Genomic DNA, 12,524 nt, shown 5'->3' on the forward strand with positions numbered 1-12,524 from the left:
GCCGTGTTCAGACGGTTCAGGAGGGGCGGAAACCACAATGGTCATGGACCGAAGCCGTCTCGCAGACGGCCTCTTCGCCATCGTCGAGAGCACTCCCGACCTCGACGCGCTGCCGGAACGGTTGTGCGGTGCGTGTCTGGCCGCGCTGCCGGTGGATGGAGTTGGACTGTCGCTGATGGGTGGGAACTACCTCGCGGGGCGTGCCCTGCTGGGGGCGAGCGACTCGACCGGGGCTCGCCTCGAAGAGCTGCAGTTCGATCTCGGCGAGGGGCCGTGCGCGTCCGCGTTCGCAGACGGACAACCGGTGCTGGTCCCGGACCTCGGTGACCGTGACGCCAAGGCGCGGTGGCCGATGTTCGTCCACGAGGCGGAGACGACCCGGGCGCGAGCCCTGTTCGCTTTCCCGCTGCAGCTCGGCGCGATCAGCATCGGTGCGATGGACTGCTACCGGACGCAGCCCGGTCCGTTGCACGAGGTGACGGAGGCGCTCGTCGTTGCCGAGGCGGTGACGCTGGCGCTGCTGCACGCGCAGGCGCACGGGGACGGGCACGGGTTGGCCGACATGGCTGTCGGGCACCACGCGGCCGTGCACCAGGCCACCGGCATGGTCTCGGCGCAACTGGAGATCAGCATTGAGGAGGCGTTCGTGCGGCTGCGCGCGTACGCCTACCGGCACGGTCGGTCGCTGGACGAGGTCGGCGCGGATGTCGTCGCGCGCAGACTTCGTTTCTCCGACCTGCCGCAGTAAGAGCTCGTGCTCATCACGTTCGCATCGCATCAAGGAGAGTGGCCATGACTACCCGCCCCCCGCGGCGCGAGCAGGCGTTGACCGAGGCGCTCGTGGATATGGCAGACACGTTGGTGGATGACTACGACGTCGTCGACCTCACCCACCGGCTGGCTTCGCACTGCGTCGACCTGCTGCCCGTGTCGGCCGCAGGACTCATGCTCATCGATGAGCGCGGCGATCTGCGTCTGCTGGCTTCGTCCAACGAACAGGCCCGGATGCTGGAGCTGTTCCAACTCGAAACCGATCAACGGGGACCGTGTTTGGAAGCGTTCCACACGGGAAGTCCCGTTCTCGTCGATGATCTGGAGAGCAACGGCCGACGTTGGCCCGCGTTCGCCTTCGAGGCGCGGCGACAAGGAATCCGGGCCGTCCACGCGCTGCCGTTGCGGCTGAGGGACGAGACCGTCGGGGCGCTGAGCCTGTTCAGCATCGAAGCCACATCGCTGTCCGAGGACGACCAGAAGTTGGGGCAGGCCTTGGCTGATGTGGCCACGATCGGCATCCTGCAGCAGCGCGCGCTGGCGCGCAGCGAAACCGTGATCGAGCAGCTGCAAGGCGCCCTCAACAGCCGAGTGACGATCGAGCAGGCCAAGGGCGTGCTGGCGGAGCGAGGTGGCATCGACGTCGACGCCGCGTTCGTCCTGCTGCGTGACTACGCCCGGGATCACCGGGTCAGGCTCAGCGATCTCGCGCGCACCGTGGGGATCGACCGGAGCGTGGCGGGCGACGTCCTGCAACGCAAGTCTCGTTGAACGGGCAACCGTAAGCTGACGATCTCGGTGCCCGGCCGACACGGCCGGGCACCGAGCTCTGGATCCGCCGCATCCGCGTGAACTGGCGGTGTTCCGCAGCGGGAGCTCCACAGTGGAGGTTTCACGGGGCAGACCCGAGGCCTGGGCCCCCTCGACCCGGTCTTTTCGGGTCTGCCCCGCCCCCAGCGGCAGCGGTGCACGGTCCGGCCAGAGTGAACCGGTGTGGTCGTGCATACCGCATGCGAGTGCGCGTCAACGACGCGCGATCATGACGGCACCCCGGAAGTGAGTGCCGGTGCAGTGCGCCAAGGCCAGAGCAAGCACGAACCCCCGCCTTCGAGAACGAAGAGCGGGGGCTGGGCTCTGAGGTGCTGACGCTATGTCCAGGTGCAGCAGCGCGCAAGGTGTCAAAAGGGGTACGAGTGATGCGTGTGGTCTCTGAGAGAGCGTGTGTTCCGGGTGCTGCGGAGGGCGATCGCGGTTCACCCCGGGAAAAGCGAGTAGGTGCACATCCGGTGCGTTTGCTTGATTCCGAAAAGGTGTTGTCGCCCGTAGCGGTGATCGGGTGCGGGGCGTAGGGTTCGCGACGTGGCGGGGCGTGCCCCGGACCCTGGTATGTCGCTGATAGGCGCCGCGGACTCGTCGTGCTGCGTGGAAGGATGACATGCCATGTCTGTTCCTGGTTCGGGAACGGTTCGGGCGCCGGTGACCTTGTCCGACATGATCTTGTCGACGGATTCTTTGGAAGATTTCCTCGACGAGGTGATCTCGCGCGTCGCCGGCGTGGGGTCCGAAGCCTTGTCCTGCGGGCTGACCGTCCCCGGTGATGGGGGACAGGCACCGTTCACGTTCCGAGCCAGTGACGCCTTCGCCGCCGGCCTCGACGAGATGCAGCAGGTCATGGGTGACGGACCGGGTCCGCAGGCGTTGCGCACCGGCGAGATCGTCATGAGTGACAGCCTGGGGCGCGAGTCGCGCTGGCCGGAGTTCGTCCAACACGCCCTCGACGTCGGCGCTCGCTCGGTTCTGTCCGTGCCGCTGCTGGTTCGGGGCTCGGTGGTCGCATCGTTGAACGTGTACGACCGCAGTGAAGGCGGTATCAGTCCGGTTCTCCCACGGGTCGCCATGTTCGCCGAGGAAGCGGCGGGAGCGGTGGCCATCGCCGCGAAGCTCGATCAGCACCTGCGCACCAGCGCCGAGCTCCGCCTCGCTCGAACGCGCGAAGCCAGCGAGTGGCACCAGCAGGCCACGCACGACGAGTTGACCGGGTTGCCGAACCGCCGCGGTGTTCGGGAACTCCTCGACAGCTTGCTCGCCAACGGGATTCGCGCGAAGGTCGCGGTGCTGTACTGCGACCTGGACAACTTCAAGCGGGTCAACGGCGGGCTCGGTCACGAGGCGGGCGATGAACTGCTGCTGGCGTTGGCGCACCGGCTGAGCACCGGGCTGCCGGCCAGGTGCACACCTGCGCGCATCTCCGGGGACGAGTTCGTCATCGTCTGCTCCGATGTGGACGCAGTGGGGGGACTCGACGCGCTCACCGCCGAGGTCTCGGATCTCCTGCGCGCCGCGATCCCGGTCCGCGGCCACGTGGTGCTGGTTTCCGCCGCGGTCGGTGCGGCAGTGGACACCGGAACGGGCACCACCGGCGACGACCTGCTGCGCTTCGCCGACGCGGCGATGTTCGAGGCGAAGAACGCGGGGCCGGGGCAGGTGTCGCACGCCCACCCAGCCCTGATGACGACCGTCAACCGGCAGCTGCACCTCGAAACCGACCTCCGCGACGCGATCGCTCAGGGCGGCGTCGAACTGCACTACCAGCCCATCGTCGACAGCACCGGGACCGTCATCATGGCTGAGGCGTTGCTGCGCTGGAGCCATCCCGAACACGGCGTGCTGCCCCCGGACCTGGTCCTCGAAGTCGCGGAAGGTGGTGACCTCGTAGGCGACCTCGACCGCTACGTGCTGCGCCGTGCGCTGGCCGAAGCCGCGACCTGGCCGCCACCGCGCCCTGCCGGAGTCGCGATCAACCTCAGCGGTCTGCTCCCGGACACGGCGGGCTTCGCCGACGAGATCTCCGACGCGATCGACGAGAGCGGCCTGGACTGGCAACGCGTCGTCCTGGAGATCACGGAAACACCCCTCGCGGGCCTGACCGATCGTGCCTACGACTCGATGGGGCAGCTCGCCAAGAACGGGTTGCGGTTCGCCGTGGACGACTTCGGCACGGGCTACTCGTCGCTGAGCCGCCTGAAGGACGTACCGACCCAGCTCATCAAGATCGACCGCCACTTCGTCGCCGGCATGGCCACCAACCACACCGATCAGGTGCTCACCGAGGCGGTGATCGGCATGGCCAACGCCACGGGCCACACCTGCATCGCGGAAGGTGTCGAGACCGCGGCCCAGTTCCAGCACCTCGATCAGCTGGGCTGCCAGGCGTACCAAGGCTGGTACTTCTCCCGAGCTCTGCCCGCCGCCGAGTTCCGCGCCCTGCTGTCCCGGGGCGCCCTTGGCACCCTGCCGCAGTAGGAGCAGGACGCGGAAACCCAGGGAACGCAGTCGTTTCCGCACCGTCGGCCACGTCGTAGCCGGGCGAGGTGCGGTCAGGCCTTGGTGAGGTCTTCGGCGAACATGACGATGATGCCGCTGGGCCCGCGTACGTAGGTGAGCTTGTAGATGTCCTCGTAGTTCGCCACGCCGCGAAGCGGGTGGCAGCCGTGCCTCGCGGCGATCTCGAGGGCGTGGTCGATGTCGTCGACCGAGAAGGCGACGCGGTGCATGCCGATCTCGTTGGGACGAGTGGGTTCGGTTTCGATGGCGGCCGGGTGGAGGTACTCGAAGAGCTCGAGGTGACCGTGGCCGTCCGGCGTCTGGAGCATGGCGACGTGGGCGTGGTTGCCGTCGAGGCCGACGGCGGTGTCGGTCCACTCGCCGCTGACCGTGGTTCGACCGACGACCTCGAGCCCCAGGTCGGTGAAGAAGGCGATCGTCGCTTCGAGGTCGCGAACGGCGATCCCGACGTTCTCGATTCTGATGGCCATCTGCCGCAGTTTACCGAGCAGAGGTCCGATCGAGCCCGTTCCGAGCATCGGTGCGGCCGCTGGTGGAGAGGCTTTGCCCGTCCCGGGTGGCGGGCTCAGACTGGAGCGGTGAGCGGTAGGCCGTCGAGTCCGGCGTCGCATCGTGACGCCGGCGATCACCAGCCGAGACACCCAGCGGACGATCAACTTCCTGGGTGAGTGCTACCGCGTCCGGGTTTCGGGCCAGGACACCGCAGGCACGTTCGCGGTGTTGGACACCGAGGCCGAGCGGGGGCACGGCAGCCCGATGCACCTCCACCGCCACGACTGCGAGATCTTCCTGGTCCTCGAAGGCGCGCTGCGGGTCGTCGTGGACGGGCAGGAGCACGAGGCCGGTGCGGGCAGCGCCGCGGTGCTGCCCGCCGGGCTTGCGCACGGCTTCGTCGTCACCAGCGAGACCGCCCGCTACCTGACGATGCGTCAAGGGCCGACGTTCGAACAATTCGTGGCGGCCGCCGCCGACGAGGGCATCTCCGCCCCGGCGCAGCTGACCGAGATCGCCGCCGCGCACGGCATCGACATCGTCGGTCCACCGCTCGTGCCCTGAGAAAAGACCGACGAGCCGAACCCCGCGGTCCGCGTCGCGAACCCGGCGTGCACGCACTGCATCGACGTGGCGTCACTGCGTAGCACAACGCATCGCCGGAAACTTGCGGATTTCCACAACGAAGGCTCCTTCAAACGATACGGCTGCCCCATTAACGTTGCGCGCCAACACGAGGTGCGGCAGCTCACAAGGCCGCGCGCTCCCGGCGGGCGCGGCACCTCGCACTGGAGCCCTTTTCATCCACAACGGAGGAATTTCGTGGAGCATCCGCTGGGCGCGCAACTGCTGCGCCGCAAGCCGATCGCGGACATCGTCACCGACAGCGGCCAGGGCGAGGGCGGCGCGTTGCGTCGCACGCTGGGTCTCAGGCAGCTGACCATGCTCAGCGTCGGGGCCACCCTGGGCACCGGGATCTTCGTCGTGCTCGGCGAAGCCGTGCCGGTCGCCGGTCCCGCGGTGGTGCTGGCGTTCGTCCTCGCCGGTGTCACGGCGCTGCTGTCGGCCCTGTCCTACGCCGAGCTCGCGGGCATGATCCCGGTCGCCGGTTCGTCCTACTCCTACGCCTACGCCACGCTCGGTGAGCTCGTCGCGTGGGTGTGCGGGTGGTGCCTGCTGCTGGAGTACGGCGTGTCGGTCGCCGCGGTCGCCGTCGGCTGGGGCGAGTACGTCAACGAACTGCTGAACCTGACGCTCGGCGTCGCGCTGCCGGACGCGCTGAGCCAGCCGCCCGGGGACGGCGGACTGGTGAACCTGCCCGCCGCCGCGGTCGTGATCCTGGCGATGGTCGCGCTGCTCGGCGGCGCGAAGGAGAGCGCGCGGGCGAACACGATCATGGTCGTGATCAAGGTCGCGACGCTGGTGCTGTTCTGCGTGCTCGCGTTCGCGGCCGTGCAGGACCGCAACTTCAGCCCGTTCCTGCCGCTGGGCCTCGGCGGTGTGAGCGCAGCGGCGGCCAAGGTCTTCTTCTCCTACATCGGTTTCGACGCCGCGTCGACAGCGGGTGCTGAGGCCCGCGACCCGCAACGCGACCTGCCGCGCGCGATCATGCTGTCGCTGGGCATCGTCACGGTGCTGTACTGCCTCGTCGCCCTCGCCGCGGTCGGCGCGATGCACTGGTCGGCCTTCGAAGGCGCCGAGGCGGCGTTGAGCAAGGTGCTCGGCGGGACGGCGGGGTCCGTCCTGCTGTCGTTCGGCGCGGTCGTCGCGGTCGCCAGCGTCGTGCTGGCCGTCCTGTACGGGCAGACGCGGATCCTGTTCTCGATGTCCCGCGACGGCCTGGTGCCGAAGGTGTTCTCCCGGGTCAACCCGCGCACCGGGGTGCCGAGCGCGAACACCGTCCTGGTGTCGTCGTTCATCGCGGTGCTGGCGGCGGTCGTACCGCTGGGCGCGCTGGCGGACGCCACCAGCATCGGCACGCTGTTCGCCTTCGGGCTGGTCAACATCGCGGTGCTGGTCCTGCGGCGCACCCAGCCGGACCTGCCGCGCACCTTCCGGGCGCCGCTCGCACCGATCACTCCGATCCTCGGCGTCGTGACGTGCGGGTGGATGATGCTCAGCCTCGACTCGGCCACCTGGGTCGCCTTCGGGGCCTGGATGGCCGCCGGTCTCGTGGTGTACTTCGGGTACTCGCGCCGCCACTCGGCGCTTTCTTGCGCGGGACCCGCGTATCTGGACAACGATTCGTCGATTGGTCGCTGAAGTGTGCAACGAATGGACATCGGGAGCGCAATGCAACGGTGTTGTGTTGCGTTCCCGAGGTTCCTTAGTGTCGACGACGTGAGAAGCACAAGTCGTCCGCCGCTGACCGTCGCGCTGGACCAGGGTCCGCTCGTCTCGCGCGACGTCGACGCCACCCTGAACCAGCTCGCCACCACCGCCCGCGCCGCCGCCGATCGCGGCGCCGGGCTCCTGGTGTGCCCGGAGATGTCCACGACCGGGTACAACATCGCTGACGACATCCCGCGCCTGGCCGAACCGGCGAACGGGCGGATCGCCCGCGAAATCCGCGGCATCACAGCCGAATCCGGCATCGCGGTGCTCTACGGCTACCCCGAGCGGGACGGCGACCGGGTGCACAACACCGCGGCCCTGGTGTCGGCCGACGGCGAACCGCTCGCCGCCTACCGCAAGACCCACCTCTACGGCGACCTGGACCGCAAGTGGTTCGCCCCTGGACACCTCCCGGTCGTGCAGGCCGCGGTGGACGGTGTTCGGGTCGGCGTGCTCGTCTGCTACGACGTCGAATTCCCCGAGATGGTGCGGGCGCACGCGATCGCGGGCACCGAGCTGCTGCTGGTGCCGACCGCGCTGATGCGGCCCTACGACTTCGTCGCCGACACCCTCGTGCGCACCCGGGCCTACGAGAACCAGCTCCACGTCGCCTACGTCAACCGCTGCGGCCGCGAAGCGGACCTGGAGTACTGCGGCAAGAGCGTGCTGGTCGCCCCCGACGGCACCGAGCTAGTGCGGGCCTCCGACGGCGAGGAGCTGCTCTTCGGCACCGTCGACCCGGCCGCGGTGCTCGCCGAGCGGCTGGACAACACCCAGCTCGCCGACCGCCGCCCCGAGCTGTACCCCGGCCTGGCCCAAGCCCTGCGGGCCTGAACCCCACCCTCCCCGAAAAACCCTGAGACGTAGAGGAAATCGTGACCTCCGCACTGCCCACGCCTGCGCGGCACCGCGCCGCCACCGCCGGTGGTGACCTGCCGCCGGTCACCATGTTCGGCCCCGACTTCCCGTTCGCCTACGACGACTACCTCCAGCACCCCGCCGGGCTCGGCGCGGTCCCGCCGTCGCACCACGGCACCGAGGTCGCCGTGATCGGCGGCGGCCTGTCCGGAGTGATCACCTCCTACGAGCTCATGAAGATGGGGCTGCGGCCGGTCGTCTACGAGGCCGACCAGCTCGGCGGTCGCCTGCGCACCGTGCAGTTGGACGGCTGCGCCGACGACGTGGTCGCCGAGATGGGTGCGATGCGGTTCCCGCCGGCGTCCACCGCGCTGTTCCACTACATCGACGAGGTCGGCCTGGAGACCACGCCGTTCCCCAACCCGCTCGCCGAGTGCACGCCGAGCACCGTCGTCGACCTCAAGGGCGCGTCGCACTACGCGCGTGCGCTGGACGACCTCCCGCCGGTGTTCGCGGAGGTCTCGCGCGCCTGGGACCAGGCCCTGGAGCACGGCGCCCGGTTCGGCGACCTGCAGCAGGCGATCCGGGAGCGCGACACCGACCGGATCAAGGAGATCTGGAACGCGCTGGTGCCCGCGCTGGACGACCAGACCTTCTACGGGTTCCTCTGCGACGCGCCGTCCTTCGCGTCCTTCCGGCACCGCGAGATCTTCGGCCAGGTCGGCTTCGGCACCGGTGGCTGGGACACCGACTTCCCGAACTCCATCCTGGAGATCCTGCGCGTGGTGTGCACCGGCGCGGACGACGACCACGTCAGCATCGTCGGCGGCTGCCAGCAGCTGCCGCTGCGGTTGTGGCAGCGGGTTCCGGACAAGGTCGTGCACTGGTCCGGCGACACGAACCTCGACGCGCTGCACCCCGACGGCCCGCTTCCCGCGGTCACGGCGCTGCGCCGCACCGCGGACGGGGAGATCGCGGTCACCGACGCCTCCGGGGCGACCCGCGACTACCGCTCCGCGGTGTTCACCGCGCAGAGCTGGATGCTGCTCAGCAAGATCGACTGCGCCGAGGACCTGCTGCCGGCCGACCACTGGACATCGATCGAGCGCACCCACTACATGGAGTCGTCCAAGCTGTTCGTCCCGGTCGACCGGCCGTTCTGGCGCGACGTCGACCCGGTGACCGGCCGGGACCGGATGAGCATGACGCTGACCGACCGGATGACCCGCGGCACCTACCTGCTCGACCACGGCCCGGACCAGCCCGCCGCGATGTGCTTGTCCTACACCTGGTGCGACGACTCGCTGAAGTGGCTCCCGCTGTCGGCGCGGGAACGGCTCGACGTGATGCTGAAGTCGCTGCGCGCGATCTACCCGGACGTCGACGTGCGCAGCCACATCATCGGTGACCCGGTCACGGTGTCGTGGGAGGCCGAGCCGTACTTCATGGGCGCGTTCAAGGCGAACCTGCCCGGCCACTACCGCTACCAGCGGCGGCTGTTCACGCACTTCGCCCAGGACGACCTGGATCCCCGGCACACCGGGCTCTTCCTCGCCGGCGATGACATCTCGTGGACGGCCGGGTGGGCCGAGGGCGCGGTGCAGACGGCGCTGAACGCGGTCTGGGGCGTCATGACCCATTTCGGCGGCAGCACCGACCCGACCAACCCGGGCCCGGGCGACGTGTTCGACCGCATCGCACCGATCGACCTGCCGGACGCATGACCTGCTGAGCGCTTCGGGACGGAGCCGGGAGAGCAGTCCGGGGGCAACGCGCCCTCGGGCTCCACCGGCAATTCGAGGTGACGCCTACCGCTTCGTTCCCGTGCTGACCGGTGAGCCGGTCGAAAACCCACGAATTACGCTGAGTGTCTGGGTCAGGCTCACGAACTCACTCGAAAGGGTCAAAACTAGGTAGTGATTCAGGTAGAAACCGCGAGGCGTGGTCACGCTGGGTCGTGAAGTGTGGTCTCGTGATCCCCGAACATACGAACGAAATCGAGAACCCCGAACACGACGATCGATCCGTTGACAATGCACCGGCAGCGCGGCGCTTCCGGGAGAGGGTCGCGCCGTACCTGACCACGATCCGCGGAAGCCTCCCCGTACCGGCCACCCGCACTTCGCGGAAGCGTGCGGTGCGGGCCGGGGTGGCGGTCGCTGCGGTTGGCGCGATGGGGCTGCTCATCGGGTGCGGCAACTCCGGCGAATCGCAGTCCGACGTGCGCGACGCCGCGCTCGCAGCACCGATGCAAGCACCACCGGCCCCGCAGCAGCCGGCCGTCCCCGAGCCGCCGGCGACCACGTCGGGCGCGCCCGAGCAGCAACCGGCAAACGCTCCGGCGGAGACGCAGGCTGAGCCCGAAGCCCCGCCGGGCCCGCCGGTCGAGGGAATCGACGTGTCCAACCACAACGGCGACATCGACTGGAAGCAGGTCGCTGCCGCCGGCAAGAAGTTCACCTTCGTGCTGGCGACCGACGGCACCAGTTTCACCAACCCGCGCTACGCCGAGCAGTACAACGGGGCGAAGGATGCCGGTCTGATCGCCGGTGCGTACCACTTCGCCAGGCCCGGATCCTCCTCGGCCGCGGAGCAGGCCGAGCGCTTCTTGGACACGGCCGGGTACCAGGCTGACGGCAAGACCCTTCCGCCGGTGCTGGACTTGGAGGTCGATCCGAAGGTCGGCGGTTGTTACGGGCTGTCCGTCGAGGAGATGCACCAGTGGACCAAGACGTTCAACGAGAAGGTCGAGGAGCGCACCGGCAAGGAAGCGATCATCTACGCCAACCCGTCGTTCTGGCGGGAGTGCATGGGCAGCACCGACGCCTTCGGCGACCACGCGCTGTGGTTGGCCTCCTACGGGGTTGACAACCCGTCCGTGCCCAACGGTTTCGGCGACTGGGACTTCTGGCAGTACACCAGCAAGGGCAAGGTCGCCGGCATCAACACCAACACGGACCTCAACCTGTACAAGGAAGGGCTCGCTCGCCTGGAGCGCTTGGCGCGCTGAGACCCGAACACCTGAGAAGCGGAAGCGGGCCATCTGCGACCAGCAGGCGGCCCGCTCGTGAACTTCCGGCAGTTTTCCCGTGTTCGGTGCGGGTGGGTGCGATCGCTGAGGTGGAGCTCGTCCCTCGGCGGCCTCGGTCAGGCCGCCGAGGTGGCGGTCGGTTGGTCGATGAAGTCGAGGACTGCCGCGACTACGGTTTCGGGGCTGTCCTCGGGGAGGAGGTGGCTGGCCTCGGGCACGGTGTGGAAGGTCGCGTGCGGAATCCGGTCGGCGAGGTGGCGGCCCTTCTCGATGGGGATCCAGGCGTCGTGCTCGCCCCAGAGGATCGTCACGGGGCAGCGGATCTCGGCGTAGCGGTCTTGGATCTCGTCGGTGTGCCGGTCGTCCATCTGCGCGATTTGGCGGTAGAACGCGGACTGGCCCACCTCGCCGAGCCACGGCTGGACGTAGCGGTTCATCTCGTGCTCGGAGAGCGTGCGGTGCACAGCGCCCGCGATGTAGGCGCGCACGATCGCCTCGTGGATGTAGCCGGGCAGCTCGACGAACGCGTCGGAGTGCTGACGGGCGGTCTGCACCAGCGCGGAGCCGTGCGGGCTCAGCGCAACGGGGTCGATCAGCGTCAAGGTGCGGTAATCCCGGCCGTCGAGCAGGTGGGTGCGCAGAGCGGTGGTGCCGCCGAAGTCGTGGGCGACGACGTCGGGCCGGTCGAGTCCCCAGTGATCGAGCAGGGCGGTGAACAGCTGGTTCTGCACGCCCAGGGAGACGTCCTGGCCGTGCTGCTTGTGGGAGCGGCCGTAGCCGAGCAGATCGAAGTAGTGGACGCGGCGGCGAGTCGCCAGGAGCGGCGCGATGCGCCGCCACACGACCGAGGAGAACGGTGTGCCGTGCAGCAGGACCAACGGCTCGCCGGTGCCCATCGCGCCGTAGCGGACTTCCTGGTCCCGGAAGTCGAACGCCCCGGGCAGGTCCCAGCCGGTGGTGTCGGAAGCTTTCACCACAACTAACCCCTTTTTGTTTAAGTCTGGTTAGTTGATTAGGATTGGGGTCATGCGGCGCACTGTCAACCCGGTTGCCGATCCGAGGAGGGGACGATGACGGCGTGGCCCGACGCGTGCTTCGTCGGCGGCGATCCCGCGCTCGACTTCGTCAACACCGCTGGCGGTCGCACGAAAGCTCGCGACACCGAGCGCTTGAACCGGTTCGAGGACGCTCTGGAATGGGCGTACGCCAGCGGCGTGCTCGACCAGGCGGAGCGAGACGAGCTGGTGGCCCGAGCTGACCGGGACCCCGTCGAATCGGAGCGAGCGCTGGACGAGCTGCGCGAGCAGAGGGAGGCCCTGCACGCCTTCTTGCTCGCCGGTGTCGAGGGCTCGGAGTGCGACACCGCGGCCCGGCAGCGGGTCCACTCGGACATCGCCACGGCTTACCGCGAAGCCGCCCCGTCCGAGCACTTCCTCGCGCAACCGGCGTGGGCCGTCGACATCACCGCCGTCGGTGCGCGACTCCTCTCGCGACGGCTGGCCCTGTCCGCCGCGAGACTCCTGACCAGTGATCAGCGCGCACAGCTCAACGTCTGCGGCCGGTGCTCTTGGCTCTTCCTCGATCCGTCACCCACCCGCCGACGGCGCTGGTGCTCCATGGCGACCTGCGGCAACCGCGCCAAGGCTCAGCGCCACCAACAGCGCTGAGCGCCGGTGCGCGCAGGTCGCCCGGA

At 68.9% G+C, this 12,524-nt stretch carries 11 protein-coding genes; 9 read left to right on the forward strand and 2 right to left on the reverse strand.

The features are described from left to right. Positions 1-43: 43 nt before the first annotated feature. The 3 genes from R4I43_RS20025 (at position 44) to R4I43_RS20035 (ending at position 4,074) form a co-directional block, all read left to right on the forward strand. Positions 44-748 carry a GAF and ANTAR domain-containing protein gene (locus R4I43_RS20025; protein ID WP_324267186.1) on the forward strand — a complete coding sequence of 235 codons (705 nt, stop codon included), beginning with the start codon at positions 44-46 and terminating at the stop codon, positions 746-748. A 77-nt stretch (positions 749-825) separates the two neighbouring features. Beyond that, a complete protein-coding gene (locus tag R4I43_RS20030) occupies positions 826-1,542 on the forward strand; it encodes a GAF and ANTAR domain-containing protein (protein ID WP_324267187.1) in 717 nt (238 codons plus the stop codon). A 669-nt stretch (positions 1,543-2,211) separates the two neighbouring features. Continuing rightward, the gene (locus R4I43_RS20035; RefSeq protein WP_324267188.1) at positions 2,212-4,074 is read left to right on the forward strand and encodes a putative bifunctional diguanylate cyclase/phosphodiesterase; all 1,863 of its coding nucleotides are present in this window, start codon (positions 2,212-2,214) and stop codon (positions 4,072-4,074) included. A gap of 74 nt (positions 4,075-4,148) precedes the next feature. On the opposite strand, the gene R4I43_RS20040 is transcribed toward R4I43_RS20035, so the two are convergent. After that, positions 4,149-4,586: a VOC family protein gene (locus tag R4I43_RS20040; RefSeq protein ID WP_324267189.1), complete on the reverse strand. Its 438-nt coding sequence runs from the start codon at positions 4,584-4,586 to the stop codon at positions 4,149-4,151. 142 nt (positions 4,587-4,728) lie between these two features. Between R4I43_RS20040 and R4I43_RS20045 the strand changes: the two genes are divergently transcribed. From R4I43_RS20045 to R4I43_RS20065, 5 genes are all read left to right on the forward strand, one after another. Next, the gene (locus R4I43_RS20045) at positions 4,729-5,172 is read left to right on the forward strand and encodes a cupin domain-containing protein (protein WP_324267190.1); all 444 of its coding nucleotides are present in this window, start codon (positions 4,729-4,731) and stop codon (positions 5,170-5,172) included. 258 nt (positions 5,173-5,430) lie between these two features. Continuing rightward, positions 5,431-6,870, forward strand: a complete 1,440-nt coding sequence (locus R4I43_RS20050; protein ID WP_324267191.1) for an amino acid permease — start codon at positions 5,431-5,433, stop codon at positions 6,868-6,870. A gap of 102 nt (positions 6,871-6,972) precedes the next feature. After that, positions 6,973-7,776, forward strand: a complete 804-nt coding sequence (locus R4I43_RS20055) for a carbon-nitrogen hydrolase family protein (RefSeq protein ID WP_407691280.1) — start codon at positions 6,973-6,975, stop codon at positions 7,774-7,776. Positions 7,777-7,817: 41 nt separating this feature from the next. Then, positions 7,818-9,524, forward strand: a complete 1,707-nt coding sequence (locus R4I43_RS20060) for a flavin monoamine oxidase family protein (RefSeq protein ID WP_324267193.1) — start codon at positions 7,818-7,820, stop codon at positions 9,522-9,524. A gap of 449 nt (positions 9,525-9,973) precedes the next feature. Continuing rightward, a complete protein-coding gene (locus R4I43_RS20065) occupies positions 9,974-10,810 on the forward strand; it encodes a lysozyme (protein ID WP_324267194.1) in 837 nt (278 codons plus the stop codon). Between the two features lie 137 nt (positions 10,811-10,947). Here the strand turns inward: R4I43_RS20065 and R4I43_RS20070 are convergent, their stop codons facing one another. Beyond that, positions 10,948-11,805, reverse strand: a complete 858-nt coding sequence (locus R4I43_RS20070; protein ID WP_324267195.1) for an alpha/beta fold hydrolase — start codon at positions 11,803-11,805, stop codon at positions 10,948-10,950. Between the two features lie 96 nt (positions 11,806-11,901). Here R4I43_RS20070 and R4I43_RS20075 point away from each other — a divergent pair, with 96 nt between their 5' ends. Further along, complete coding sequence (locus R4I43_RS20075; protein WP_324267196.1) at positions 11,902-12,498, forward strand: CGNR zinc finger domain-containing protein; 597 nt, start codon at positions 11,902-11,904, stop codon at positions 12,496-12,498. The last annotated feature ends 26 nt before the right edge of the window (positions 12,499-12,524 follow it).

Source organism: Saccharopolyspora mangrovi (assembly GCF_035320975.1).
In the GTDB taxonomy this organism is placed as follows: Bacteria; Actinomycetota; Actinomycetes; order Mycobacteriales; family Pseudonocardiaceae; genus Saccharopolyspora; species Saccharopolyspora mangrovi.

What these genes read in the sequence shown, in the direction of transcription:
- R4I43_RS20035 (WP_324267188.1), top strand. Translation starts at nt 2,212, where the DNA reads ATGTCTGTTCCTGGTTCGGGAACGGTTCGGGCGCCGGTGACCTTGTCC.
- R4I43_RS20025 (WP_324267186.1), top strand. Translation starts at nt 44, where the DNA reads ATGGACCGAAGCCGTCTCGCAGACGGCCTCTTCGCCATCGTCGAGAGC.
- R4I43_RS20075 (WP_324267196.1), top strand. Translation starts at nt 11,902, where the DNA reads ATGACGGCGTGGCCCGACGCGTGCTTCGTCGGCGGCGATCCCGCGCTC.
- R4I43_RS20040 (WP_324267189.1), bottom strand. Translation starts at nt 4,586, where the DNA reads ATGGCCATCAGAATCGAGAACGTCGGGATCGCCGTTCGCGACCTCGAA.
- R4I43_RS20065 (WP_324267194.1), top strand. Translation starts at nt 9,974, where the DNA reads ATGGGGCTGCTCATCGGGTGCGGCAACTCCGGCGAATCGCAGTCCGAC.